Annotated in this window: 24 protein-coding genes, 1 tRNA gene and 1 riboswitch; of the genes, 12 read left to right on the top strand and 13 right to left on the bottom strand. The window is 70.1% G+C overall.

Annotated elements, in window-relative coordinates; genetic code table 11:
- Positions 1-17 precede the first annotated feature (17 nt).
- Positions 18-917 carry a LysR family transcriptional regulator gene (locus AB0878_RS37535; protein WP_366585568.1) on the top strand — a complete coding sequence of 300 codons (900 nt, stop codon included), beginning with the start codon at positions 18-20 and terminating at the stop codon, positions 915-917.
- A 63-nt stretch (positions 918-980) separates the two neighbouring features.
- Here AB0878_RS37535 and AB0878_RS37530 read toward each other — a convergent pair whose 3' ends face one another.
- Positions 981-1943 (bottom strand): acyl-CoA desaturase, encoded by a 963-nt coding sequence (locus AB0878_RS37530; protein WP_366585566.1) that lies wholly within the window; start codon positions 1941-1943, stop codon positions 981-983.
- Between the two features lie 206 nt (positions 1944-2149).
- Between AB0878_RS37530 and AB0878_RS37525 the strand changes: the two genes are divergently transcribed.
- From AB0878_RS37525 to AB0878_RS37505, 5 genes are all read left to right on the top strand, one after another.
- Positions 2150-2221 (top strand) — tRNA-Gln (locus AB0878_RS37525).
- 100 nt (positions 2222-2321) lie between these two features.
- Positions 2322-4016 carry a GGDEF domain-containing protein gene (locus AB0878_RS37520; RefSeq protein WP_366585564.1) on the top strand — a complete coding sequence of 565 codons (1695 nt, stop codon included), beginning with the start codon at positions 2322-2324 and terminating at the stop codon, positions 4014-4016.
- 48 nt (positions 4017-4064) lie between these two features.
- Positions 4065-5558 carry a bifunctional UDP-N-acetylglucosamine diphosphorylase/glucosamine-1-phosphate N-acetyltransferase GlmU gene (gene glmU, locus AB0878_RS37515; RefSeq protein WP_366585562.1) on the top strand — a complete coding sequence of 498 codons (1494 nt, stop codon included), beginning with the start codon at positions 4065-4067 and terminating at the stop codon, positions 5556-5558.
- Positions 5555-6535, top strand: coding sequence for a ribose-phosphate diphosphokinase (locus AB0878_RS37510; protein WP_360593936.1), 981 nt, complete (start codon positions 5555-5557; stop codon positions 6533-6535). The genes glmU and AB0878_RS37510 overlap by 4 nt, the downstream gene beginning before the upstream one ends.
- Positions 6536-6633: 98 nt before the next feature.
- Positions 6634-7488 carry a TIGR03621 family F420-dependent LLM class oxidoreductase gene (locus tag AB0878_RS37505; RefSeq protein ID WP_366585559.1) on the top strand — a complete coding sequence of 285 codons (855 nt, stop codon included), beginning with the start codon at positions 6634-6636 and terminating at the stop codon, positions 7486-7488.
- Between the two features lie 29 nt (positions 7489-7517).
- On the opposite strand, the gene AB0878_RS37500 is transcribed toward AB0878_RS37505, so the two are convergent.
- From AB0878_RS37500 to AB0878_RS37490, 3 genes are all read right to left on the bottom strand, one after another.
- Positions 7518-8318 (bottom strand): ATP-dependent Clp protease proteolytic subunit, encoded by an 801-nt coding sequence (locus AB0878_RS37500; protein WP_366585557.1) that lies wholly within the window; start codon positions 8316-8318, stop codon positions 7518-7520.
- A 113-nt stretch (positions 8319-8431) separates the two neighbouring features.
- Positions 8432-9073 carry a TetR family transcriptional regulator gene (locus tag AB0878_RS37495; protein WP_366585555.1) on the bottom strand — a complete coding sequence of 214 codons (642 nt, stop codon included), beginning with the start codon at positions 9071-9073 and terminating at the stop codon, positions 8432-8434.
- A gap of 55 nt (positions 9074-9128) precedes the next feature.
- Positions 9129-9440 (bottom strand): hypothetical protein, encoded by a 312-nt coding sequence (locus AB0878_RS37490; protein ID WP_366585553.1) that lies wholly within the window; start codon positions 9438-9440, stop codon positions 9129-9131.
- A gap of 19 nt (positions 9441-9459) precedes the next feature.
- Here AB0878_RS37490 and AB0878_RS37485 point away from each other — a divergent pair, with 19 nt between their 5' ends.
- Positions 9460-9612: a hypothetical protein gene (locus AB0878_RS37485; protein WP_366585551.1), complete on the top strand. Its 153-nt coding sequence runs from the start codon at positions 9460-9462 to the stop codon at positions 9610-9612.
- Between the two features lie 45 nt (positions 9613-9657).
- Positions 9658-10518: an alpha/beta fold hydrolase gene (locus AB0878_RS37480; protein ID WP_366585549.1), complete on the top strand. Its 861-nt coding sequence runs from the start codon at positions 9658-9660 to the stop codon at positions 10516-10518.
- Positions 10519-10562: 44 nt separating this feature from the next.
- Here the strand turns inward: AB0878_RS37480 and AB0878_RS37475 are convergent, their stop codons facing one another.
- Together AB0878_RS37475 and AB0878_RS37470 are read right to left on the bottom strand one after the other, a co-directional pair.
- Entirely contained in the window at positions 10563-11207 is a 645-nt protein-coding gene (locus AB0878_RS37475) for an NAD(P)H-binding protein (protein ID WP_366585547.1), read from the bottom strand.
- A 101-nt stretch (positions 11208-11308) separates the two neighbouring features.
- The gene (locus tag AB0878_RS37470; RefSeq protein WP_366585545.1) at positions 11309-12436 is read right to left on the bottom strand and encodes a hypothetical protein; all 1128 of its coding nucleotides are present in this window, start codon (positions 12434-12436) and stop codon (positions 11309-11311) included.
- 351 nt (positions 12437-12787) lie between these two features.
- Here AB0878_RS37470 and AB0878_RS37465 point away from each other — a divergent pair, with 351 nt between their 5' ends.
- The 3 genes from AB0878_RS37465 (at position 12788) to AB0878_RS37455 (ending at position 14547) form a co-directional block, all read left to right on the top strand.
- Positions 12788-13396, top strand: a complete 609-nt coding sequence (locus AB0878_RS37465) for a 50S ribosomal protein L25/general stress protein Ctc (protein WP_366585543.1) — start codon at positions 12788-12790, stop codon at positions 13394-13396.
- Positions 13397-13406: 10 nt separating this feature from the next.
- Complete coding sequence (pth, locus tag AB0878_RS37460; protein WP_366585541.1) at positions 13407-14000, top strand: aminoacyl-tRNA hydrolase; 594 nt, start codon at positions 13407-13409, stop codon at positions 13998-14000.
- A gap of 181 nt (positions 14001-14181) precedes the next feature.
- Entirely contained in the window at positions 14182-14547 is a 366-nt protein-coding gene (locus tag AB0878_RS37455) for a DivIVA domain-containing protein (RefSeq protein WP_366585539.1), read from the top strand.
- A gap of 180 nt (positions 14548-14727) precedes the next feature.
- Here the strand turns inward: AB0878_RS37455 and AB0878_RS37450 are convergent, their stop codons facing one another.
- From AB0878_RS37450 to AB0878_RS37435, 4 genes are all read right to left on the bottom strand, one after another.
- A complete protein-coding gene (locus AB0878_RS37450) occupies positions 14728-16416 on the bottom strand; it encodes a fatty acyl-AMP ligase (protein ID WP_366585537.1) in 1689 nt (562 codons plus the stop codon).
- Positions 16417-16495: 79 nt separating this feature from the next.
- Positions 16496-18268 carry an ABC-F family ATP-binding cassette domain-containing protein gene (locus tag AB0878_RS37445; protein ID WP_366585535.1) on the bottom strand — a complete coding sequence of 591 codons (1773 nt, stop codon included), beginning with the start codon at positions 18266-18268 and terminating at the stop codon, positions 16496-16498.
- Between the two features lie 37 nt (positions 18269-18305).
- Positions 18306-19274, bottom strand: coding sequence for a 4-(cytidine 5'-diphospho)-2-C-methyl-D-erythritol kinase (locus AB0878_RS37440; protein WP_366585533.1), 969 nt, complete (start codon positions 19272-19274; stop codon positions 18306-18308).
- A gap of 228 nt (positions 19275-19502) precedes the next feature.
- Positions 19503-20513, bottom strand: coding sequence for an ATP-binding cassette domain-containing protein (locus AB0878_RS37435; RefSeq protein WP_366585531.1), 1011 nt, complete (start codon positions 20511-20513; stop codon positions 19503-19505).
- Positions 20514-20726: 213 nt separating this feature from the next.
- A riboswitch (SAM riboswitch) is annotated at positions 20727-20817 on the bottom strand.
- A gap of 385 nt (positions 20818-21202) precedes the next feature.
- Here AB0878_RS37435 and AB0878_RS37430 point away from each other — a divergent pair.
- Positions 21203-21787 (top strand): TetR/AcrR family transcriptional regulator, encoded by a 585-nt coding sequence (locus tag AB0878_RS37430; protein ID WP_366585529.1) that lies wholly within the window; start codon positions 21203-21205, stop codon positions 21785-21787.
- Here AB0878_RS37430 and rsmA read toward each other — a convergent pair.
- The 3 genes from rsmA to AB0878_RS37415 all read right to left on the bottom strand — a co-directional run bounded on the left by rsmA (position 21778) and on the right by AB0878_RS37415 (position 25289).
- Positions 21778-22617 (bottom strand): 16S rRNA (adenine(1518)-N(6)/adenine(1519)-N(6))-dimethyltransferase RsmA, encoded by an 840-nt coding sequence (gene rsmA / locus AB0878_RS37425; RefSeq protein WP_366585527.1) that lies wholly within the window; start codon positions 22615-22617, stop codon positions 21778-21780. The two genes, AB0878_RS37430 and rsmA, sit on opposite strands and share 10 nt — an antisense overlap.
- A 35-nt stretch (positions 22618-22652) precedes the next feature.
- A complete protein-coding gene (locus AB0878_RS37420; RefSeq protein ID WP_366585729.1) occupies positions 22653-24038 on the bottom strand; it encodes a transglycosylase family protein in 1386 nt (461 codons plus the stop codon).
- Positions 24039-24452: 414 nt separating this feature from the next.
- A complete protein-coding gene (locus tag AB0878_RS37415) occupies positions 24453-25289 on the bottom strand; it encodes a TatD family hydrolase (protein WP_366585525.1) in 837 nt (278 codons plus the stop codon).
- Between the last annotated feature and the right edge of the window lie 159 nt (positions 25290-25448).

Genomic DNA, 25448 nt, shown 5'->3' with positions numbered 1-25448 from the left:
TGTGATAACCATTGGCTATGGACGTGCACGGCCGCGATCTGCGGTACTTCGTCACGGCCGCCGAAGAGCTCCACTTCACGCGCGCGGCCGAACGGCTCTACGTCTCCCAGCCCGCGCTGAGCAAGCAGATCCGCATGCTCGAACGGCAGCTCGGCGCCCCGTTGTTCGACCGCGACCGCCGTGAGGTCCGGTTGACGCCGGTGGGCGAGGCCTTGCTGCCACACGCGCGCCGGGTGCTCGCGGAGTGGGACGCGGCGCACGACGCCGTCGCCCAGGCGAAGGCCGAGCAACGGGGGACGCTCGTCGTCGGCATGAGCACGAGCCCCGGCCGCGGCGGCATGCTGCCCGCGATCCGGTCGAGGTTCACCGACGTGCACCCGCACGCCCGGCTCACGCTGCGCCAGGTCGGCTGGCACGACTCCACCGCGGGCCTCGCCGACGGCTCCACCGACGTCGCTTTCGTGTGGCTCCCGGTGCCGGGCGCCGAACGCTACGACTGGGTCGTGGTCGCCGAAGAACCCCGGCTGGTCGCGATGTCCGCCACGCACCCCCGAGCCGGCCAGTCCACAGTGGACTTCGCCGACCTGCTCGACGAACCGTTCCTCGCCCTGCCCGCCGACGCCGGCCCGCTACGCGACCACTGGCTCGCCCCCGAAGCCCGCGGCGGCCGCGCCCCCGTGATCGGCGCGGAGATCAGCAGCGCGGACGAAACCTACGAGGCCCTCGTCGACGGCCGCGGCGTCTGCCTCATCGCCGCGGGCAACGCGCCCCTGCTCACCCGCGGCGACGTCGTCGCCCTCCCCGTGCACGGCGTGTCCCCCAGCCGCCTCGCGCTGGCGTGGCGCAAGGACGACAACCGGCCACTCGTCCACGCCTACGCCCGCGCCGCCCGGCTGGCCACGCGAAGCCAGGCCTGAAACAACCCCGAAAACAAAGCGGACCACCGAAAATCGGTGGTCCGCAAAGAAAACGGAAAGAACTCAGCCCTCGGACGCGATCCGCGCCAGCCGCTGCGGAGTCGGCCAGCGGACGTCGTGCACCCAGCCGAACTTCTCGAACATCCAGATCAGGCGGGCCGACATGTCGATCTGGCCGCGCTTCACGCCGTGGCGGGCCGAGGTCGGGTCGGCGTGGTGCAGGTTGTGCCAGGACTCGCCGAAGGAGAAGATCGCCAGCGGCCAGAAGTTGGCCGAGCGGTCACGCGCCGCGAAGGGGCGTTCGCCGATCATGTGGCAGATGGAGTTCACGGACCAGGTCACGTGGTGCAGCACGCAGATGCGCACGAGGCCGGCCCAGAAGAACGCGGTGAGCGCGCCCCAGAACGACCACGAGATGAGGCCGCCCAGCACGGCCGGCAGGGCCAGCGAGAGCAGCGCCCACAGCCAGAACAGGTCGTCGACCTTCTGGATCGCCGTGTCCTTCACCAGGTCGGGCGCGAAGCGGGCCTGGTTGCTCTTGTCGCGCTCGAACAGCCAGCCCATGTGCGCGTGCCAGAACCCGCGGGCGATGGCGGCCGGCGAGGTGCCGAACATCCACGGCGAGTGGGGGTCGCCGTCGCGGTCGGAGAACGCGTGGTGACGACGGTGGTCGGCCACCCAGGTGATCACGGGGCCCTGCAGGGCGATGCTGCCGGCGATGGCCATCACCACGCGCAGCCACTTCTTCGCCTTGAACGACCCGTGCGTGAAGTACCGGTGGTAGGCGACGGTGATGCCCAGGCCGCTGACGCCGTAGAACACCACGAACAGCGCGACGTCGACCCACGTCAGTCCCCAGCCCCACGCGAACGGGACGGCGACCAGCAGGGCCACCAGCGGCGCGAGCACGCCGAAGTACACGGAAAGCTGCACGCCGATGCCGCGCTGACCTTCGGTGATCGGCTTGGGGCCTTTCGGGGCCGGCGGCTCTCCAGCTGGCTGGGAACGGTCGAGGGTGGCCGTCATACAGTTCACTTCTTCCTACGAGCCCCTGCGAAGGGTGACCTAACCTACGATGCCGTAAGTTACGGTACAGGAGGTTTCGAGCCCTGGGGAGGCCCGAAATGTCCGTTGCGCTCCGGCACGGTTCAACCTGTGAAGTACCCCGGCCGCGGGCGCTTCACCCTCCCGCCACCACTGTCGCCGATCATCGCTATCCTGACCAGGATCGATCCGCCGTAGTGTAATCGGCAGCACTTCAGATTTTGGTTCTGACAGTTCAGGTTCGAATCCTGGCGGCGGAGCAGACGTGTGACCAACCCGAGCCGAAGCGATGGGGGTGTGGGGCGGCTGAGCGATGAAGCGATCGACCCCGGAACCGCCCGGCGTCCGACTCTCGTCGAGATGTCCGACGCTTGGCTGGTCGGGCGTGCGCGTGAGCTGATCGCCGCCGTCCAGCGGCAGGAGTTCGACAAGCAGCTCGAGATCGTCGCCATCATGGACGAGCTGCTCGAGGAGACCCTGCGCCGCGGCGAGCCCACGCTGGTGGCGCAGCTGCTGCGGGCCTCGGCGTTCGCCCGCCTGGTCACGCGCGGGCTGGCCGCCGAAGCGGAGCCGCGGCTCGACGAGATGCTCGCCCACACCCGCCGCCACGGCCTGTCGCTGCTGCGCGCCGACGCGCACGCGTTGCGCGGACGCCGGCTGGTGCTGGCCGCGCAGGAGGACGCCGCGCTCACCGAGATCGCCCGCGCGCTCGCGATCCTCGACGACTCCACGATCCCCGACCGCCAGGTCGGCGTGCGCAACTGGAACCGCATGCAGTCGATGGCGCTCATCGACTGCTGGATCGTGCTCAACCAGCTCGGCGTGTACGAGGCCGCCGAAGAGGTCATCAGCCGCGCCCACCAGGCGATCCGCGAGAGCGCGAGCCCGCACGAGATCACGCTGCAGCTGATGAACCGCGTGAAGATGCTGCTGGGCTGGGGCCTGCGGCTCGAGCGCATCGAGCAGTACGACGAGGCGGCCGAGAAGTTCCGCACGGCCGCGTCGATGGCGGTGGCGGCCGAGGGCCCGTTCGCCGAGTCGCTGTTCCCGCGCAAGGCCGGGGTTTCGGCGGTCGACCAGGTGGGCGTGCTCGCTTCCGCGCTGGCGCTGCACAACCCGGCCGCCGAGCACGTGGACCGGCTCACCCAGATGCGCCACGGCCACCACTTCCCGCACGAGCAGGAGATCGTCGCCATCGCGCTCGCGCGGTGCCTCGACCGCGCCGGCCGCCGCGAGGAAGCGCTCGACGTGCTGCGCGAGACGCGCAAGGCGATGTCCGAGGACATCTCCCAGCCGTCGATGCGGCTCAACATCGCCCGCGAGCTCGCGCGGCTCGACACGACGCCGGACTACGCGTCGGGCGCGAGCAAGTCGCTGATCGACTACGCGACCACGCTCGAATCCGAGATGTGGACGCTGCGCGAGTCGCAGATCGCCACGCTCAACGCGCGCCGCGAACACGAACGGCTGTCGGCCGAACACGGTGCGATCACGCAGCAGGCGCTGCAGGACCCGCTCACCGGCCTGCCCAACCGCCGCGCGCTCGACGAACGCCTGCGCGCGCTCGCGTCGTCGGCCGACGCGCAGCCGCTGGCCGTCGCGCTCGTGGACCTCGACGGGTTCAAGGGCGTCAACGACAAGCAGTCGCACGCCGAGGGGGACAACGTGCTCCGCGTTGTCGCCAGCACGTTGCGTGACGCCCTGCGTGGTGACGACGTTGTCGCCCGCTACGGTGGCGACGAGTTCATCGTTCTGCTGCCGGGCGCGCCCGCGTCGGCCGCGAAGATGGCGCTGGGCCGCGCGGTGAAGTCGGTGGCGGAGCTGCCGCACCACCTTTCGCACGGCGTCACCCTGTCCATCGGGCTGGTGTCGCTGCGGCCGCAGGAGCGGGCCGAGCAGGTGCTCGCGCGCGCGGACGCGGCGATGTACGAAGCAAAACGCGGTGGGGGCAACCAGGTCGCCTCCGCCAATTCGATGGCGGGCGACGCCGGCGCGAGCTGGCCCGCGGAGAGCATCCCGGCCGACCCCTCGTGGGGCGCCGAGGAGCCCACGTAGGATCGTTGCCCGTCGGAACGAGCCGGTAAATCGTTGTTGGGAGTCTCGTTGAGCGGCCCGCTGAGCACGCTGATCCTCGCCGCGGGTGAGGGCACCCGCATGCGTTCGTCCACCCCGAAGGTGCTGCACCCGATCGCCGGGCGCCCCCTGGTGGAACACGCCGTCCGCGCCGCGGCCGGACTGAATCCCGAACACCTGGTGGTGGTGATCGGCCACGGCCGCGAAGCCGTCGGTGCCGAGCTCGCGCGCGTCGGCGAGGTGCTGGGCCGCGAGGTGACGACCGCCGTGCAGGCGGAGCAGAAGGGCACCGGTCACGCCGTGTCGTGCGCGCTGCACGAGCTGCCCGCCGGCCTCACCGGCACCGTGCTCGTGAGCTACGGCGACGTGCCGCTGCTCGACACCGACACCCTGGCCGCGCTGCTGGCCGAGCACACCGGCTCGGGCAACGCGGTCACCGTGCTGACCGCCGTGGTCGCCAACCCCGCCGGCTACGGCCGGATCGTGCGCGACGACGCCGGCGTGGTCCAGTCGATCGTCGAGCACAAGGACGCGACGCCGGCGCAGCACGAGATCACCGAGATCAACTCGGGCGTCTACGCGTTCGACGCCGCCGTGCTCGCCGACGGCCTCTCGCGGCTGTCGACGGACAACGCGCAGGGCGAGCTGTACCTCACCGACGTGCTGGGCATCGCCCACCACGACGGCAAGGGCGTCGGCGCGCTCGTGGTCGACGACCCGTGGGTGACCGAGGGCGTGAACGACCGCGTGCAGCTGGCGACGCTGGGCGCGGAGTACAACCGCCGGATCGTGCGCCGCTGGCAGCGCGAGGGCGTGACCGTGACCGACCCGAACACCACGTGGATCGAAGCGGACGTGACGCTCTCGCGTGACGTGCTGGTGGAGCCGAACACCCAGCTCAAGGGCACCACGTCGATCGGCGAGGGCTCGGTCGTCGGGCCGGACACCACGCTCGTGAACGTGGCGGTCGGAGCCGGCGCGTCGGTGGTGCGGGTGCACGCCGACGACTCCGAACTGGGCGACGGCGTGAACGTCGGCCCGTACACCTACCTGCGGCCGGGCACCAAGCTGGGCGCGAAGGGCAAGCTGGGCGCGTTCGTCGAGACGAAGAACGCGCAGATCGGCACCGGCACGAAGGTGCCGCACCTCACCTACGTGGGCGACGCGACCGTCGGCGACTACAGCAACATCGGCTGTTCCAGCGTCTTCGTGAACTACGACGGCGTGAACAAGCACCACACCGTCGTGGGCTCGTACGTCCGGCTCGGCGCCGACAACACGCTGGTCGCGCCGGTGCGGATCGGTGACGGCGCTTACAGTGGAGCGGGTGCGGTCATCCGGGACGACGTCCCGCCTGGTGCACTAGCGGTGTCGGCGGGGCCGCAGCGCAACGTCGAGGGCTGGGCGGTCCGGCGCAGGCCGGGCACGCCGGCGGCGGAGGCGGCGGAGGCCGCGCTCGCCGCGAGTGAGGACACCGCCGTGTCCGTGTCGGAAGCAGGAAACGACGGGGAGTCGCCAGCATGAGTCCGAAGTCAGGTACGCCGAAGAAGAATCTGATGCTCTTCTCCGGCCGTGCGCACCAGGAGCTCGCGGAAGAGGTCGCCAAGCACCTCAACGTGACGATCACCCCGCAGACCGCGCACACGTTCGCCAACGGTGAGCTGTTCGTGCGGTTCGAGGAGTCGGTGCGCGGTACCGACGCGTTCGTGATCCAGGCGCACACCACGCCCATCAACGAGTACGTGATGGAGCAGCTGATCATGGTGGACGCGCTCAAGCGCGCTTCCGCCAAGCGGATCACCGTGGTCATGCCGTTCTACCCGTACGCGCGGCAGGACAAGAAGCACAAGGGCCGCGAGCCGATCTCGGCCCGGCTCATCGCCGACCTGTTCAAGACCGCGGGCGCCGACCGGATCATGACCGTCGACCTGCACACCGCCCAGATCCAGGGCTTCTTCGACGGCCCGGTCGACCACCTGATGGCGCAGTCCGTGCTCGCCGACCACATCAAGGCCACCTACGGCGACGCGGACATCACGGTCGTTTCGCCCGACTCGGGCCGCGTGCGCCTCGCCGAGAAGTGGGCGCAGCAGCTGGGTGACCGGCCGATCGCGTTCATCCACAAGACGCGCGACCCGGACAAGCCCAACCAGGCCGTGGCCAACCGCGTGGTCGGCAAAGTGCAGGGCAAGCTCTGCGTGCTGATCGACGACATGATCGACACCGGCGGCACGATCGTCAAGGCCACCGAAGCGCTGATCGAGGAGGGCGCGGCCGACGTCGTCATCGCCACGACGCACGGGATCCTGTCCGACCCGGCCACCGAGCGCCTTTCGCAGTGCAAGGCGCGCGAGGTCATCGTGACGAACTCCCTGCCGATCCCGGAGGAGAAGCGGTTCCCGGGGCTGACGGTGCTGTCGATCGCGCCGATGCTGGCCGAGGCGATCCAGCAGGTGTTCGAGGACGGTTCGGTGACCTCGTTGTTCGACGGGGCCGCCTGAGGTTCCAGCGGTTCTTCGTGTTTCGCCGTCGGTGGATTTCGGTCCGCCGGCGGCGAAACTGTCTGTGCTGCGTGGTTCGGTGCGGCTAGCTTCGCCACATGGGGAACTTCAAATTCGGCGTCAGTCTGCGGCCTGTCGACTCGTCGTTCGTCGGGTTGTGCCGCCGCGCCGAGGAACTCGGCTACGACGCCATCAGCGTGCCCGACCACCTGGGTGAAGGGCGCCCGGCGCCGTTTCCCGCGCTGGTGGCCGCGGCGGCCGCCACGACGAGGCCGCGGGTGGGGACGCTGGTGTCGAACCTGCCGTTCTACAACGTGGCTCTGTTCGCGCGAGATGTCGCCAACACCTGGGTCCTGACCGGCGGACGGTTGGAGCTGGGGCTCGGCTCGGGTCACATGAAGTCGGAGTTCGACGAGGCCGGGCTGCCGTGGCTGAAGGCGGCTGATCGGATCGCTTACCTGCGTGATGGTCTGGCCGAGCTGCGTTCCCGGCTCGGTGCGGATCTTCCGCCGTTGCTGATCGCGGGCAACAGCGACGGGGTGCTGTCGCTGGCCGCGTCCGACGCGGACATCGTGGGGTTCGCGGGTCTGCGCCAGGCCCCCGGCAAGCCGCCGGGGACGTTCGTACTCGATCCGGCTTCGGCGATGGACGAGCGCGTGACGTACTTCCGGTCCCTGGCCGGAGATCGGGAAGTCGAGTACAACATGCTGGTCCAGCGGGTGGTCGTGACCGGCGACCGCCGCGCCGCGGCCACGGAGTGGCAGGCGCTGACGGACCCGGAACCGGGCGTCGACGAGCTTCTCGAAGCGCCGCAGCTGTTGCTCGGGACGGTCGACGAAATCGTCACGCAGCTCGTCGAGCGCCGGGAACGGTACGGGTTTTCCTACATCACCGTGTTCGATTCGATGATGGAGACGCTGGCGCCGGTGGTCGCCCGGTTGCGCGGCCGCTGACCACGCACTGATCCACAAAGGACACCCGGTCATCCCGGCACGGGCTTCTCCGTCACCCAGTCGACCAGGCCGTACTCGACCGCCTCGGCCGCGGTGAACTGGCGCCGCCGTTCGGCGTCAGCGCGAACCCGCTCGATCGGCCGGCCGCTGCCGTCCGCGATCATCCTGACGACTTCGCTGGTCCACTTGTCGAGCAGAGCGAGCTGCACGGGCGACGGATCCGGCGGGAGCCGGGGCAGGCTCAACGCCATCACGGCCTGCGGGAGGGCGGCCCGTTTGCCGGTGGTGCCGCTCGACACGAGCAGCTGAGCCATGCCGGCGACCAGCCCCAGGGCGCAGGTGGCGACGTCCGGCTTGACGAGGTCCATCGTGTCGAGGATGGCGAAGCCGGCCGTGACGGAGCCGCCGGGCGAGTTGACGAGGAAGATGATGTCGGCCCTCGCGTCTTCATCCTCGAGGAGCAGCAGCTGCGCGGAGATCGTGTTGGCGATCGCGTCGTCGATCTCGCCGTTCAGGAGGACGACGCGCTTTCGCAGCAGCTGTTCGGCGTGCGCGCTGAAGTCCTGGCTCCGGAAACCGCCGGCCGACGCCGGGTGCCGATCGGAATCGCGGTCTCGCACCTCGGCGGGGCCGGGAACGTAGGAGGAGGCAATGCCTCCCTCGGCCCCGTCGAGGGGACCTGGTTCTTCGGCGATTTCCCTTGCCCGTTCGGCTGCGGCCGCCGATTCGGAAGCCAGCTGCGCACCCAGGTCTCGCTGCGCGCGCTCGGCTCCGGCGGTGCTGGGGAGAATCCCGCGCAGCTGCCGAGCCAGGTCATCTCGGCGCGTCACAGCCGGACCTCGCGCGGTCTGGAGCACCGCGGTTTGAGATGGCTTGCGAGCAGCTCAGTCATGCGCGCGACGGTAACCGCGGGCGCCGGGAGAGGTCCCGGGCAACGCGGGTTTCAGTCCCCGGCCACACTTTCCGCCGCCGAGCGCACGGCAGCCACCGCATCGCCGGCGATCAACGTCAGCACCCGGCCCAGCAGCCCCTCCGGCACGGCTTCCTCGTCGATGTCGCCCTCCACCGCCAGGCCGTTGCTCAGCGCCAGCAGGATCACCGCGAACTCTTCGGCCGGCAGCGGCAACGAGAAGCCGAACCCCGAAGCCAGGCGCTCCAACGCGGCCGCGATCGTGCGACGCACCGCGCGGCGACGGTCCCGCAGGGCAAGCCGGCGGTCGGCATCCTGGTGCGCCAGGGCGAAGAACTCCGCCAGCAACCGGTGCCACACCGCGTCCGTGCGCATTTCGTGCATCAGCACCGCCGCGACGTCCGCGAGGCCGGCCGCGCCGGTGTCGGCGGAGGCGAAGCTCTCGAGGCTCGCGGAGAGCCGATGCGCCGCGTGCTCCTCCATCAGTGCCAGCACCAGCTCGTCCTTCGACGCGAAACTGGAGTAGACCGCGCCCTTCGTGAGGCCGGCGGCGGCTGCGACCTCGGTCAGCTTGGAGGCCGCGATGCCCTTCTCTCCGAAGACCTGGAACGCGGCGTCGAGGATGCGGCGGCGCGTTTCGGCACGCGTCGGCCGCGTGCGGCCCGGTGCGGGCATCGGGGTGAATCCTCCTGATCAAGGGGTTGACTTTCACGAAGCCAACTCAATACCTTCAGGTATCCAATACCGGGAGGTATTCGATGTCAAGCGCACAGCGGTACCTCGACAACGGCACCTGGTGCGAGCCGCCATCGCGTATTCGAGCGGGAACGTCCTCACCGAGCCGGCCGAGGTCGAGTTCTTCTTCGCCGCCGGCCCGGAAGGCGTCTTCAAGCGCTATCACAACGATCCCCAAGAGACCATTGTGGACGGTTGGCTGCACACCGGCGACCTCGGCCGGCAAGAACCTCTCCCCCGCCGCGGAAACCGGGATCAACCCGGACGAACCCGGCCGGCCCACCGACGAACGACTGCGCTCGGTCATCTCCCGTGACGTGGAGTCGGTGAACGCACGCTATTCTCCGCCCGAGCGAATCCGGGACCTCGCGCTCGTACCCGAGCCGTTCTCCGCCGAATCCGGTGAGCCGACCCCGACCCTCAAGATCCGCAGGAACGTCGTCGCCCGGCGCCACGCCGTGCTCTACCCCGCCCCCTGAACCACCGGCAACGCCGCCGGTGACCGTGAGGAAGGACCCTTCTCCATGAGGAAACTGCGGACCAAAGCGGCCGTGCTGGCCGCCGTGGCGCTCGTGGCGGCCGCGTTCACCGCCGCGCCCGCGCAGGCGGCGGGCGGCAACAACGACCCGTCATGCCGGCCGAGCTCGGCGCACCCCCGGCCCGTGGTCTTCCTCCACGGCCTGGGCGCCACCTACTACGAGGACCTCAACTTCCTGCAGTCGGCCGTCGCGGCCAAGGGTTACTGCACCTTCAGCCAGACCTATGGCGCCTACCCAGGCTTCCCCGTCGTCGGCGGCCTGCGCCCGATCGCCGACTCGGCGGCCGAGATCAAGCAGTTCATCGGCCAGGTGCTCACCGAGACCGGGGCGTCGCAAGTGGACATCGTGGGCCACTCCGAGGGCGGCTTCCAGTCCCTCTACGTCACGAAGACCCAGGGCATCTCGGACAAGATCGGCTCGGTCGTGTCCATCGCGCCGCCCACGCACGGCACCACGTTCGCCGGCCTCACCAAGCTCGCGTATCTGCTCGGGCAGGGCGAGCGCGACGCCGTCGGCAAGGCCCTGTCCACACTCGGCTGCCCCGCTTGCGACGACCTGATCACCGACGGGGCCGCGGTGAAGAAGCTGACCACCGGTCCCATCGCGCAGCCCGGCGTGAAGTACACCGTGATCACCTCGCGCTACGACGAGCTCGTGACCCCCACCGACACGTCGTTCGTGCGCGAACCCGGCGTGGTCAACGAGTCCGTGCAGGACACGTGTCCGTTCGACCCGGTGGGCCACATCGGCGAGGCCTACGACCTCAACGTGTGGAACCTCGTCACCAACGCGCTCGACCCCGCCCACGCCACGAAGTTCTTCTGCACCGTCGGTTCCCCGGGCTGACCCGAGCCGGGGCCCCTCGGCTTCGAGGGGCCCCGCGCCGCGCGTCAGTACGCGACGGTGAACCGCGCGCGGCTGTGGCGCGGCTCCTCGATCTCGTCCACGAACGCGATCGCGAAGTCGTCACCGCCGATGTGCGAATTGCCCTCGGCGTCCGACAGCAGCACGTCGCCGCCGACGCGGTAAGAGCCCGTGCGCTCGCCCACGGTCCACGCACCGAACTTCGCCGGCGGGCTCAGGTAGAACCACTCGACATCGGACGGCAGCTCGCGCAGTGCGTCGAGCACCTCGGTCTGCGCGGTCGCCTCGGTCTTGTACGTGTCCGGGAAGTCCGGCGTGTCCAGCAGCCGCGGACCACCGGGAGTCACGAGCAGCGAAGCCGCGCCGCCCACGAACGACAGCCGCGCACCGGCCGCGCGGGCCGCGTCGGCGAGCGCCGGCACCACGTCGAGCAGCCGCCGCCCCTGCTCGTCGGCCCGGCCCGGGGTCGCCACCACGATCACGTCGGCGCCCTTGGTCACGTCGGCGATGAAACCGTCGTCGTGCAGCGAGCCCGTGCGGGCCTCGACGTCGGCGGGCAGGCCCTCGGGCTTGCGCGCCACCCCGACGACCGTGTGCCCGCGCCGCAGCGCCTCCTCCGTGATCCGGCCACCGACGTACCCCGTCGCGCCGAACACCACCAGCTTGCTCATGTTCCCCGCTCCTCCTGGTCGAACTCCCGACGAGGGCGAGGGTAGAGACGGAAGATCCACTACTTCAACGAAACCAACGCACCCCGCGGTAGGCGTGCAGGTCAGCCGCCGAGCGTGCCGAACGACTTGTCGAGCTTCGCCTTCACCGCGTTCGCGTCGAAGGGCACGTGGACCTCGCCGACGGCGGTCGGCTTCGCCAGCACCTGGTAGCTGGCGGTGCGGTTGGGCAGCGAGAACTTGACCGTGCACGACATGGTGATGGTCGCGTCGGCCGCCGCGTCGCCCTGCGTGGAGCAGGTCTTGGAGCCGAGCGAGTCGGCGCTGACGTCGATCGTGAGCGTCACGTGGACCACGGGCTTGGCGCCGGGGCCGTTGCCGACGACGCTGTTGGTCACGTCGACGGTGGCGGTGCACGAGCCGACGAAGTCCTGGCAGTCGAGGCGGTCGTTGGTGACCACCACGCTCGCCTGCGACAGCCCGTCGAACGGCTGCCCGAGCCCGCCGACGGCGGTGTCGAAGTCGGTGTGGAACTTCTTGAGCGCGTCGCCGGTCAGCGGCTTCACCTGGAAGCCCGTGCCGAGCTTCGGGCCGCCCAGCGGGTCGAGCAGCGCCGGTGCGAACGAGACCACGCGGTGAGGCTGCGCGGTGGTCACCTGCAGCTCACCGAGGCTGCCGCCGAGCTGGTAGACCTCCGTGCCGTCCTCGAGCTTGCGCTTCACCGGGTCGGCCGTCTGGTTGAGAGTCGACAACGATTTGGCCAGCCCGGCCACGAGCCGGTCCGGTGAGAAATGCATCCCGGGGTCCATCGGCAGCTCCGTGCCGACGGTGTGCACCCAGCCGGCGCCGAACTGCGTGCTGTTTTCCTCGAGACCGTGCGACTTCCAGTAGTCGGCGTCGGCGGAGAGGTAGAGATCGCTTCCGAGCTCGGTGACCTGCACCACGTGACCTTCGAACGGCAGCGCGCCGTACCCGTCGCCGTCGCGCGTGATGCGGAAACCGAGACCGATCGGCTTTCCCGACGCATCCTTCACCGTGGTGTCGAGTTCCAGCGCCGGCGCCTTGCCCAGCGCGTCCAACGCGGTGTCCACCGCATCTCGCTGCTCCGCCAGCCGGTCGGCAATCTGCTGGTCAGCGGCCGAAACCCCCGCCGAACCCGCCACCGAGACCTGGCACCCCGCGAGGACGCCACCCAGCAGCACGACCGCCGCGGCGATCCATCGAGCCCGCATTCTCGCCCCTCTTTTCCGCGGGAATCATCCCATGCCCGCGGCACGCGCCTGCACCACCGGAAAAGCGTCGTCACCCACCGGCCGGACCAAGGTTTAGTCGTGCGGGGCCACCCGCCGCAACCTCCTTGTCGAACGAGGGTTTACACTTCTCGAGTTGTCTCGGCGAGGCGGGTGCACCCTGTGGTGCCCAGCGTGATCGACGCGGCGGCTCGAGAAGCCCCGTGGAATGTGCACGCCTGGAAACTCGCCGCCGTACGCAGCTGATTTTCGAAGTACAACGCCCCGAGCAGAGATCGACGATCCCCGCCGCCACCTGCTGCACCGATTTGTGATTTGAAGGAGTGCTACACCGTGTCCGAGGTACGTCTTACCGTCGAGCCGCGCACCGAGTTCGGCAAGGGAGCCGCGCGGCGCACCCGTCGCGCCGGCAAGATCCCCGCGGTCCTCTACGGGCACGGCTCGGACCCGCGGCACTTCGCGCTGCCGGCCCTCGAGTTCGCCCGCGTGGTCCGCGAGAACGGCAGCAACGCCGTGCTCACCCTCGACCTCGAGGGCTCCAGCGAGCTGGCGCTGACCAAGACCATCGTGGTCCACCCGCTGAAGAACTACATCGAGCACGTCGACCTGCTCGTGGTCCGCCGCGGCGAGAAGGTCACCGTGGACATCCCGGTGGTCGTGACCGGCACCGCCGGCCCGGGCGGCCTGGTGAACCAGGACCTCGACACCCTCCAGATCGAGGTCGAGGCGCTGCACATCCCGGAGCAGATCGAGGTCTCCGTCGAGGGTCTCGAGATCGGCACCCAGATCACCGCCGCGCAGGTCACCCTGCCGCAGGGCGCGGTTCTGGTGACCGACGCCGAGGCGCTGGTCGTGGCCGTGAACGAGCCGCAGCGTGAAGAGACCGGCGACGAAGAGGTCGCCGCTGAAGGCGCCGAGGCTCCCGCCGGGGACGCCGAATAAACTCACTTCCGTGAGTGAAGACCTGCCTGGGGCCGGCGAGCTGATCCTGCTCGCCGGCCTCGGTAATCCCGGGCCCCAGTACGCCGGCAACCGCCACAACGTCGGCTTCATGGTGCTCGACGAACTGGCCACCCGCATCGGGGGCAAGTTCAAGGCGCACAAGAGCGGCGCCGAAGTGCTGGAGGGGCGGCTTTCGGGCCGTCGCGTGGTGCTGGTGAAACCACGTTCGTTCATGAACCTCTCCGGCGGGCCCGTGGTCGGCGCCGCCCGGTTTTTCAAGGTCGAGCCCTCGGGCGTCGTCGTGGTGCACGACGAGCTCGACGTGCCGTTCGGCGCGCTGAAACTCAAGCTCGGCGGCGGCGACAACGGGCACAACGGCCTGCGTTCCATCACCAAGTCGCTCGGCACGCGTGAGTACTACCGCGTGCGCTTCGGCATCGGGCGTCCCCCGGGCCGCCAGGACCCCGCCGATTTCGTGCTGAAGGACTTCTCGACGGTCGAGCGCAAGGAGCTCCCGTTCGAGGTCTCGGTCGCCGCGGACGCGGCCGAGGCACTCGTGTCGAAGGGGCTCACCGCGGCCCAGAACGAGTTTCACGCAGGCTGATCAGCCGGTTGCTCTCTGTTAGTGATCATGAGTAGCACTGCGTAGTTTTTCCTCACTCGATGGGCGGCTTATGGGGCCCTGATCGAGTCGTCCCGGCGCGTGCGGGGTTCCCGGTGCCCGGGTGACCGGTTAGGACGGAATGCGGCAGTCCGCACACCGACCCTGAATCGGAGAATGTTTCATGTCGTTCACCGCCGAGGACCTCACCGAGGTCACCTTCGGTAACGCCCCGATCGGCCGCCGTGGTTATGCCAAACAGGAGGTCGACGAGTTCGTGCGGCGCATCGCGAAAACGATCGCCGAAGAGGACGACCTGACCGCGGCCGAAGTCCACCACGTCATGTTCAACAAGCCGCTGATCGGCAAGCGCGGCTACGACGAACGCGAGGTCGACCAGTTCCTGGACGCCGTGGAGGAACAGCTGGCCGACCTGTCCGGCCGGCGTGCCCCCATCGTGCCCGGCACCCGCGACGAACACGAGGCGACCGCCTCCCGCGCACCGCGCCCGGAGGTGACGGAGAACGCCGAGTCCTTCCAGGACCGGTAGGTCTTTCCGGCCTTGACGGCGTCGTTCCCCCGCGGCGCTTTCCCGGCCTGCGTTTGTGTCCTTCTTCCTGAACCAACCCCGCCCTCCGGACTCCCGAAGCCCCGAGAACACGGAACCGGCCCGCTCACCGTGGTGAGCGGGCCGGTTCCGTTTTTGCCTGCATTGCGTTCGGACTCGGCGTCAGTGTTCCGCGTTGTGCGCAATCTTGTCCGCGTACTGCACCGCGGTCGCCGCGCGCTTGACCTTGCCCGACGGAGTCTTGGGCAGGCTGCCGGCCGGGAGGACGACCACGGCGAACGGGCGCATGTCCACCGCGTCGCGGACGCGGGCGGCGACCTGCTTCGACAACGCGCGTTCGGCCTCGGCGTCACCCGCCAGCTTGGACTCCACGACGACGGCGAAGCGTTCGCGGCGGCTGCCCGCGTCGAGGCGGACGGCGACCGCGTTGCCGGCGCGGACGCCCTCGACCGAGGTGGCCGCGCGTTCGATGTCGGTGGGGTACAGGTTGCGGCCGCCCATGATGATGACGTCCTTGCGGCGGCCGCAGATGACGATCTGGCCGTCGATGAGGTAGCCGAGGTCGCCGGTCTTCATCCAGCCGTCGGCGTCCTGGGTGTCGAGGGGGCCGTCGACGGTCAGGTAGCCCGGGGTGACGGCGGGGCCGCGCAGGCGGATTTCGCCGACTTCGCGCTCACCCAGCAGCTCGCCCTCGGAGTTGACGATGCTCGCCTCCAGCCCGTCCAGCGGGCGGCCCAGCACGGCGAACGAGCGCACCGCGTCCGTGCCCCGCCGGGGGTCGCCCTCGGGGACCGGGACGGCGCGGTCGTCGGCCTCCAGGGCGTCCGCCTCGACGACGTCCAGCGTCAGCCCGGTGAACAGCGGCGCGAACGACACCGCCAGCGTCGCCTCGGCCATGCCGTAGGCCGGGAACACGCACTCGGCCGGCATCTTGAAGCGGGCGCCCGCGTCGACGAACGTCTGCACGGCCGTCTCGTCGATCGGCTCGGCGCCGTTGAGGGCGATGCGGAGCTTGGACAGGTCGTAGGCGTTGTCGTCCTCGACGCGGGCCATGCGGCGGCCCACGATGGCGTACGCGAAGTTCGGCGCGGCCGTGGTGGTGCCGTTGTACTTGGAGATCAGCTCGGGCCAGATCAACGGGCCGGACAGGAACTCGACGGGCGTGATCTTCACCAGCTCCACGCCGAAGGTCATCGGCACGGTCAGGAAGCCGACCATGCCCATGTCGTGGAACGTCGGGAGCCACGACACCATCACGTCGACGTCGAAGTCGAACTCCGCGCGGTCGACCATGGCCTTGACGTTGGTGTAGAGGTTGCCGTAGGTGATCCGCACGGCCTTCGGGTCGGCTGTCGAACCGCTGGTGAGCTGGAGCAGCGCGGTGTCGCCCTCGTCGGTGGGCACGACCTCGGCCAGCGGCTCGGCCTCGGCCAGCTCCGTGATCAGGCGGTGCTCGATGCCCTTCTCGGCCAGCACGGGCGCGAGCTGGTCGAACGGCTCGCCCAGCACCACCAGGCCGGCACCGATCATGCCCAGCACCTTGACCGTGTCCTCGGCCCACTCGGCGAGGTCCGTGCGCGCCGTCGGCTGGTGCAGCATCGTCACGCTGCCGCCGGCCAGCCACACGGCCTGCACGGTGGGCGCGATGAGCACCGGCGCCGCGGCCAGCACGGCCACCGCGCTCCCGGGCTTCAACCCGCCTGAAACCAAGCCTCCGGCGATCTTCTTGGCCTGGTCGTGGACCTCGGCCCACGTCCGGCGCACCGGCTCCTTGGGCTCGCCCGTGACCATGCCGCGCTGCTGACCCCGCCCCGTCGCCGTCTCGACGAGCGTGTCCACGAACCGACTCATGCGCGACAGATTACTGTCTGGTTGTCAACGCCCGCCTGCGGTGGCGTGAACAGCGTCGATCAGGCCGCGGATCAAGCCGTCATTCGAGGGCTTCGGACGTCTCCAGCCACTTCGCCTCGACGTCTTCCTTCTCCGCGTGCACGCCCTTCAGCTCGGTGTTCAACGCGATGAGCTTGTCCGGGTCCGTGGCCGCTTCGAGCAGCGCCGCGTGCAGCTTCTCCTCGCGCGCGGCCAGCTGATCGAGCTTGCGCTCCAGCCGCCCGAGCTCCTTCTGCGCGGCCCGGATCTCCGCGTTGCTGCGCTTGGCCTCGACCTTCCCCGGAGCCGCCGATGACTGGCGCCGCGGCGTCGCCTCCCGCAGCTTCGTGCGGCGGTTGAGGTACTCCTCGATGCCGCCGGGCAAGTTCGTCACGTGGCCGTCGCCGAACATCGCCACGGTGATGTCGCAGACGCGCTCCACGAGGTAGCGGTCGTGCGAGACCACGACCATCGTGCCGGGCCAGCCGTCGAGGAGGTCTTCGAGCTGCTGCAGGGTGTCGATGTCCAGGTCGTTGGTGGGCTCGTCGAGCAGCAGCACGTTGGGCTCGGCCATCAGCAGCCGGCACAGCTGCAGCCGGCGCCGCTCGCCACCCGACAGGTCACCGACGGGCGTCCACTGCCGTTCGGGCGGGAAGCCGAGCTTCTCGCCCAGCTGCGAGGCCGTCATCTCCTGCTTGCCGAACACCACGCGTCCGGCCACCTGCTCGATCGCCTGCAGCACGCGCAGGTCACCCGGCAGGTCGTCGAGCTCCTGGCGCAGGTGCGCGAGCGCCACGGTCTTGCCCTCGATCCGCCGCCCGGTCTCCGGTTCGACGTCGCCGCCGAGCAGCTTGAGCAGCGAGGTCTTGCCCGAACCGTTCACGCCGACGAGACCCACGCGGTCACCCGGCCCGATCCGCCACGTCACGTGGTCGAGCAGCGTCCGGTCGCCGACGCTCAACGACACGTCTTCCAGCTCCAGCACCGTCTTGCCGAGCCGGCGCTTCGCGAACGCCATCAGCTCCACGGAATCGCGCAGCGGCGGCACGTCGGCGATCAGCGCCTCGGCGGCTTCCACGCGGTAGCGCGGCTTCGACGAGCGCGCCTGCGGGCCGCGGCGCAGCCACGCCAGCTCCTTGCGCGCCAGGTTCTGTCGCTTCTCCTCGGCGGTCGCGGCCAGGCGGGCCCGCTCGGCGCGCGCGAAGATCCAGTCGGCGTAACCACCCTCGTACTGCTCGACCCGACCGTTCGCGACCTCCCACGTGAGGCTCGCGACGGTGTCGAGGAACCACCGGTCGTGGGTCACGACCACCACGGCGATGCGGCGGGCCAGCAGGTGGTCGGCCAGCCAGCGGACACCTTCGACGTCCAGGTGGTTGGTGGGCTCGTCGAGCACCACGAGGTCGAGCTCGCCGGTCAGCGCCGCGGCCAGCGCGACGCGACGGCGTTCGCCACCGGACAGGTTCGCGGTCGGGGTGTCGAGGCCGATCGCGGTGATGCCGAGTCCGTCCACAATGGACCGTACGCGCGCGTCGGCGGCCCATTCGTGTTCCGCGCCATAGCGTTCGAGCACGACGTCACCGACCGTGCTGCCCGAAGGCAGCTCGGTGCGCTGGGTGACGACGGCCATGCGCAGATCACGAACATGGCTCACGCGGCCGGAATCCGGCTCGCTCAGACCCGCGAGCACCTCCAGCAACGTCGTCTTGCCGCCTCCGTTGAGACCGACCACACCGATGCGCTGTCCTGCGGCGACGCCGAGCGAAACGCCGTCCAGCAGCGGTTTCACGCCGTACGACTTGCTCACCGACTCCAGGTTGACCAGGTTGGCCATCCGATTCAGCCGATCCTTTCCACAGTGGACTAGAAGTTCAGGCGTGCACGCGCGGTGGCGCGCCACGGGGTGCGTCGTCGCCGCCGACCAGCCGGGCGCCGGGCACCGGGCCGTGGGCGACGCGCACCGTCCGGCACACGCCGGCGCCGGACAGCTCGGCCGCCACCTCGACGGCGGCCTGCGCGTCGGCGCAGAGGAACGCGCACGTGGGCCCCGAGCCGGACACGCAGCCGGCCAGCGCGCCCGCGTTCACGCCCGCACGCAGCGTGCGGCGCAGGCCGGGGCGCAGCGACACGGCGGCCGCCTGCAGGTCGTTGCCCAGCAGCAGCGCGAGCTGACGCGGGTCACCCGAGGCGAGAGCCTCGACGACGGGGGTGTGCGAGCCGATGCGCGGCGGGTTGCCGTCGGCGCGAAGGCGGTCGAGCTCGCCGAACACCTTCGGCGTCGACAGGCCTTCGGTGTCGAACGCGAGCACCCAGTGGAACGTGTGGCGCGACAGCACGGGCACGAGCTGCTCACCACGGCCGGTGCCGAGCGCGGTGCCGCCGTAGAGCGCGAAGGGCACGTCGCTGCCGAGCTTGCCCGCGATGGCGGCCAGCTCGTCGCGCGTCACGTCGAGCTTCCACAGCGAGGCCAGGCCGACGAGCGTCGCCGCCGCGTCGGCGCTCCCGCCCGCCATGCCGCCCGCGACGGGGATGCCTTTGCGCAGCACGATCCGCACCTTCGGGTCGTCGCCTTCGGCGCGACCGGCGTAGGTGGCGAGCTCCTGGGCCGCGCGCCAGGCGAGGTTGGTGGCGTCGGTGGGCACCGACCCCTCCCCCTCGCCGAAGACCTCGAGCCCCGGGTCGTCGGTGACCGCGACGGTCACCTCGTCCGTGAGCGACAACGCCTGGAAGACGGTGACCAAGTCGTGGTAGCCGTCCTCGCGCAGGTCACCGATGGCCAGGTGCAGGTTGACCTTGGCCGGGACCCGGACGGTGACTGGTGGTGGAACTACGGCGAGCACCCGTCAAGCCTACGTGGCCGGGCGCCTGGCCTCCCCACCAGGAGAAAACAGCCGTTTTCAGGACGGCTGTCCCAACCTCTCGGACACGCTCCCGACTCTCCCGTCCCCCAGTCCCACCGCACCCCACCGTGGCGTTGGTTGCGCTCAACGCACCCAATGCGGCGTTCGTTGCGTTGAACGCACCGAACGCCACAGTGGGGCGCGGTGAGCCGGAGGTGTGACGAGCGGTCAGGCGGCGACGCTCTGCGCGGCCCGCACGGCCGGCGTCACATGGGCGCCACGGTCGGCGATCCACGCCAGCGCCGCGTCGGCGCGCTCGCCGCGGACGCCGATGCGGAAGCGGGCGATCGGGGTGTCACCGATGCGCGTGAGACCGCCGCCGATGGTGGCGACCTCCACGTCGAAGCGGCCGGCCGCCTCGGGCAGCAGGGCGCCGACGGACGCGAAGCCGATCAGCACGACGTCGGCGGACCGGTCGTACTTCGCGGCCTGCGCGCGGGCGGTCTCGATGGCCGGCAGCACCGCCTGCGCGGTCCAGCTGCCCGGCGAGGCGATGAGGTCCAGCACGTGACCGCGTTCGACGACCGCGCCGTCTTCGAGCACCGCGACGTCGTCGCAGACGCGGCGGACGACACCGGCGTCGGGCGTGGTCAGGAGCACGGTGGTGCCCAGCTCGGCGCGCGCCCGGTCGAGCACGGCGAGCACGGCGCCGGCCTCCTCGGGGGCGATGCCGGCGGTGGGGTCGTCGGCGAGCAGCACGGCGGGGCCGGCGGCGAGGGCCTTGGCCACGGCGACGCGGCGCAGCTGGCCGGGCGTGAGGTCGGCCGGCTTCTGCGCGGCCCGGGCGGTGAGGCCCACGAGGTCGAGCAGGTTGCCGACGCGGCTCTTGCGCTGCGGGCCGTCGACGCCGAGCTGCTCCAGCGGCGTGGCGATGTTGCCGGCGACGGTGCGCTCGGCGAGCAGCTCCGGCTTGGTGCCGACGACACCCAGCTGGCGGCGGACCTCACGCAGCCGGCGGCCGTCGAGCGCACCGGTGTTGAGGCCGTCGAGCCGCACGACACCGCGGTCCGGGCGCTCCTGCAGGGCGATGCAGCGGGCGAGCGTGGACTTGCCGGAGCCGGCGGGACCGACCACGCCGAAGAGGGAGCCGGCCTGCACGTCGACGCTCACATCACGCAGCGCGGCGACCGGATTTCCGTTGAGGGGAAAGGACTTGGACACGTTTTCGACAGTGATCACGAAGAGAGCTCCAGGCATGAGGCGCAGCACCGTTTCCGGGCGCGCCGGGCGTCACCGAATTACCGTCCTTTTCGGACGGTGCGCAGAATTGCGGAAGAAAGATCAGGCGATGACTGTGGAGCGTCGACACGCACATACCGTGCGGCGACCTTCATCGACGACGCGCCGCCGGGTCAACAGGAGCGGGCGGGCTACCCTCTGCATCGGAAACAGCCTCCATCGGTCCTGGCTGTAGCACCTGCCCCATGGGGGGTGGTTGCTGCGACTTCGGCGAGCCAGGTCTCTCAGTCGCTCGGGATGGACGTTTCTGAGTAAAGCCGATCCCATTGGGTGAACGCAAGCGCGTTGGTGCAGATCACACGAGTGGTGGTGCCCGGATACCGGGACACCCGCAGCCACATCGTGGACCCCGAAAGCTCCGGCACCGAATTTCTTCCGCGCGGCGAATCCAGCCCTTATTCCACTGTGGACGCCGCCGATCCCTGGTGGAGGTGCGATTCCGGCCCGACAATTCCGCGACGGCCCGCGCGTGGGTAAATGACGGTTCGGCCAGGTAGTTCGCCACGGCGAGACACCGCGTCTTCCCGGCCGGACACCCGCTCCCGTCCGCGAGCCGATTCCGGCCGGCTCACCCCATCCGTGATACACGCGTATCCTATACAGTCGTATCACCAACGCGGAGGAGAACCGTGGCGCACCGGGTCGACCACGAGCAGCGCCGGCGCGAGATCGCCACGGCGGTGTGGCGGATCGCGGCCGAACGCGGGCTCGACTCCGTGAGCATGCGCGAGGTGGCCGCCGAGGCGGGCGTGTCGCTGCGGCTGGTGCAGTACTACTTCGAGACGAAGCACAATCTGCTCGTGCTCTCCCTGCGTTATCTGCACGAACGCGGCGAGCAGCGCACGCAGGCCCGCATCGCGGCGCAGGTCGACCAGAGCGTGCGCGGCGTGGTCCGGACGCTGCTCACGGAACTGCTGCCGCTGGACGCCGAGCGTGAGCTGTCGCTACGCGTCCACCGCGCCTACTTCAGCCGCACCCACAGCGACCCGGCGCTGGCGAAGGTCTTCCTGCAGGCCGAGACGCCGATCGAGGACCTGCTCACCAGCCTGCTGCGCCGCACGGTTCTCCCGCCCGGCGTCCAGCCGCGGCAGGAAGCGAACCTCCTGGTCGCGGGCTTCACCGGACTCGGCCTCGACGTCCTCCACGGCCGCTTCACGCCGGGCGAGGTCCTGGCGACGCTGGACTACCACCTCGGCCGACTGTTTCAGGCTTGAGCCGCGAGCCGCACGAAGTCGTGCACGTCGAGCTGCTCGCCGCGCGTCTTCGGGTCGATGCCGGCCGCCACGAGGAGCTCACCCGCGCGGTCGGCCGAGCCGGCCCAGCCGGCGAGAGCCGCGCGCAGTGTCTTGCGGCGCTGGGAAAACGCGGCGTCGACGACTTCAAACAGGCGTTGCCGCTCGACGCCCTCCACCGGAGTGCCGCGTTCGAAGGACACGAGCGACGAGTCGACGTTCGGCACCGGCCAGAACACCGACCGCGGCACGGCGCCGACCTTGCGCGCCGGGCCGTACCAAGCGAGCTTCACGCTGGGCACGCCGTAGATGCGGCTGCCGGGACCGGCGGCCATGCGGTCGGCGACCTCGGTCTGGACCATCACCATCCCGCGCTGCAGCGACGGCAGCTCGGCCAGCAGGTGCAGCACGACGGGGACCGCGACGTTGTACGGCAGGTTCGCCACCAGCGACACGGGCTCGGCCGGCAGGTCCGCCGCGCTGATCCGCAACGCGTCGGCGCCGACCACGGTCAGCTGATCCGCGACGGAAGCGGCGCGTTCGGCGGCCGTGCGCGGAAGCCGCGCCGCCAGCTTCGGATCGATCTCGACGGCCACCACGCGGGCACCGGCGTCGAGCAGGCCCAGCGTCAGCGACCCCAGCCCGGGGCCGACCTCGAGAACGACATCGCCCGGCCGAACTCCGGCCAGCTCGACGATGCGGCGAACCGTGTTGGGGTCGTGCACGAAGTTCTGGCCGAGCTTCTTCGTCGGCCGGACGTCGAGCTCGTCCGCCAGCCCGCGGATCTCGGCAGGCCCCAGCAGTTCAACCACCGGGGAAGCCTACCGAGCCTCGGGAACTGCGGAACTCAGGCCCGCTTGCCGCAGACCGGCCAGGCGCTGTAGCCACCGCGAGCGTCGCGGACCTTCTCGGCAATCGAGATCTGCTGCGCGCGCGAAGCCTGGTTCGGGTACGCCGCGTACTGGTCGCCGCCGTAGGCATCCCAGGTGCGCTTGTCGAACTGGAGGCCGCCGTAGTAGCCGTTGCCGGTGTTGATCGCCCAGTTGCCGCCGGCCTCGCACGCTGCGATCCGGTCCCACGCGGAACCGTCGCCGATCGCCGGGTCGGCGGGCTTCTTCGTGCCCACCTTGAGGATCTTCGGCTTGGCCTCGAGGAGGACCTTCACCGAGACCTGCTCGCGGGAGACCTCTTCGCCGTTCTTCTTGGTGACCTTGTAGGTCACCATCTTCTGGCCCGGGGTGCCCGGGTCCTGAACGGTGGTCTTGCCCTGCTCGAGCGTCGGGTCGTCGACCTTCTGCACGTCGGGGTCGATGGTCTCCTGCTGGTTGACCATCGAGATGCCCATGCGGCTGACGTGGACTTCGGCGCCGTCCTTGAGGGAGACGTTCAGACCACCCTCGACCGCGTCGTCCGGGCCGAGGTTCATCTTGAAGTCGGAGAGGAACTCCTTGGTGGTCACCGCGTTCGTGGTGACCTGGCGCGGCGCGTTGGTGCCGTCGAAAAGCGTGATGTGCTTGAGGGTCTTGACCTGCACGGTCGAGCCCTCGAGCGGCAGCTCGCCGGTGCCGGGCATCGACGTCCAGGCGCCCTTGCCCATCATGTCGGCCATGCCGAGCTGGGTCATGGCCTCGCCGAGCGTGGTCGCGCGCACCCAGGACGGGCGGGACACACCGTCGACCACGAGGTTCAGCTGGCGACCGCGCTCGAGCTTGATGACGCCGCCGTCGCCGACCTCGGCCTGCGGCGAGGGCGAGAGCGAGTCGTGGGCGCCGACGGAGAGGCCGGCGTCTTCCAGGACCTCGCCGACGGTGTCGCCGTAGCTGTGGACGGTGACCTCGTGGCCGTCGACGTCGACGGTCACGCTCTTGTTCATCGCCAGCGCCGCGGCACCGCCGCCGCCGACGGCGATCAGGACGGAGAGCACAGCACCCTTGAGGAAGCGGCGCTTCCAGGTGCGGGTCGCCTCGCGCAGGCCTTCCTCGACGGCGACCTTCTTGGCCTCCGGAGTGGCGGTGCGGTCCTCGGCGAGCTCGTCCGGGATGGCGAGCGGCGGGAGCATGGTGGTCTCGGCGTTGATCAGCCGGATCAGCTCGTCGACGTCGACGTCGATCTCGGCCATCATCGCGTCGGCGTCAGGGCCGAGAGCGGCCAGCACGTCCTGCTCGGTCACGTACAGCTCGTCGGAGAACCCGAGGTCCCCGTATGCGGTGTCTTCGAGCTCGCGGTCGAGCACGGCCACCGAACCAGCGGAAGTGAAAAGGGTCTGCGCAGCACCACGATTCTCGGTGCTATGGCGCGAGCCACCCTGCCTACTACCAGTCACTGGGTCGTTCCCTTTCCCAGGACAGGACGTGTCACCACGACCTGTTCCTTCGTCGCGACGCACCATTCGGCGCGCCTCTCAAGTCCGACACCCCCAGCCAGCGCCATCGTCACGGTCCCGAGTCGTACCAACCTCGGTGCCGCTTCCCCGACGTGCACTGACGTGACTGTGGGCGTATCAGCCGGATCCGCGTCCACGGTTCCGACCGGCACGATCACGGGACAGTAACGGAGGTCGCCGGGTTGCGCAAACACCCCTCGGAGTGTCGTGACCTGTGTCACTCGTCAGTGTGGGCTACTGCGCTCCCCGAACGTCGCAATCCGTTCAACCCGTTGTGACACTGGGCAATTGGTAGACGCGTTCGGCGGTGGTCCGGACCGCCTGGGCCACCTCGTGAACCGCTTCGCCCCTCAGCGCCGCGAGGTGCCGGACGGTGTAGGCGGTGCAGTAGGGCTCGTTCGGACGCCCACGGAACGGGTGGGGGGTCAGGAACGGCGCGTCGGTCTCGGCGAGGTACTGCCCCGCCGGCGCGAGCCGCGCGGCCTCGTGGAGCCCGCGGGCGTTCTTGAAGGTGACGGTGCCGGCGAACGAGAGCACGTAGCCCTTGTCGAGGCAGCGGCGCGCGATGTGCTCGTCGCCGGAGAAGCAGTGGAAGACGACGGTGTCCGGTGCGCCCTCTTCGTCCAGGATGCGCAGCACGTCCTCGTGCGCCTCGCGGTCGTGGATCATCAGCGTCTTGCCGAGGCGCTTGGCGAGGTCGATGTGCCAGCGGAACGCGTCCTGCTGGGCGTCGTGCGGCGAGTAGTCCCAGTAGTAGTCGAGGCCGGTCTCGCCGACGGCGACCACGCGCTCGGCCGACGCCAGACGCTCCACTTCGGACTTGTCGGCGTCGCCGAAGTCCTTGGTGCGCGTGGGATGCACGGCGACGGCGGCGAACACGCGCTCGTCCCACGTGGACGCGTCGACGGCCCAGCGCGCCGAGGCGAGGTCGTCGGCGACCGTGACGACGCGGGCCACCCCGGCGCGTTCGGCGCGGTCGACCATGGCCGTCACGTCGGCGGCGGTCTTGGCGCCACACGCGTCGAGGTGGGTGTGGGCGTCCACGACCGCGGTGGGCAGGCGGTCGGGAATCGGCGGCAGTTCGCGCTTGTCTTCACCCATGCCCAAGACGCTACTGCGCGGGCTCACCGCCGCTTCGAGGGTGGTGGCGCGCGAAGCACCTCATTGAGGTTTTCTCAGTAGCGGCCGTGGTGTTCGTGGTGGGTGAGGACGAGTGCTGCTTGGACGATGGTGCCGATGCGTTTGGGGCAGAGGGTGATC

This window comes from Amycolatopsis sp. NPDC047767 (genome assembly GCF_040704195.1).
Taxonomy (GTDB): domain Bacteria; phylum Actinomycetota; class Actinomycetes; order Mycobacteriales; family Pseudonocardiaceae; genus Amycolatopsis.
Note: the sequence above shows the minus strand (reverse complement) of the source record. Positions and strands in the feature narration are given on the sequence as shown.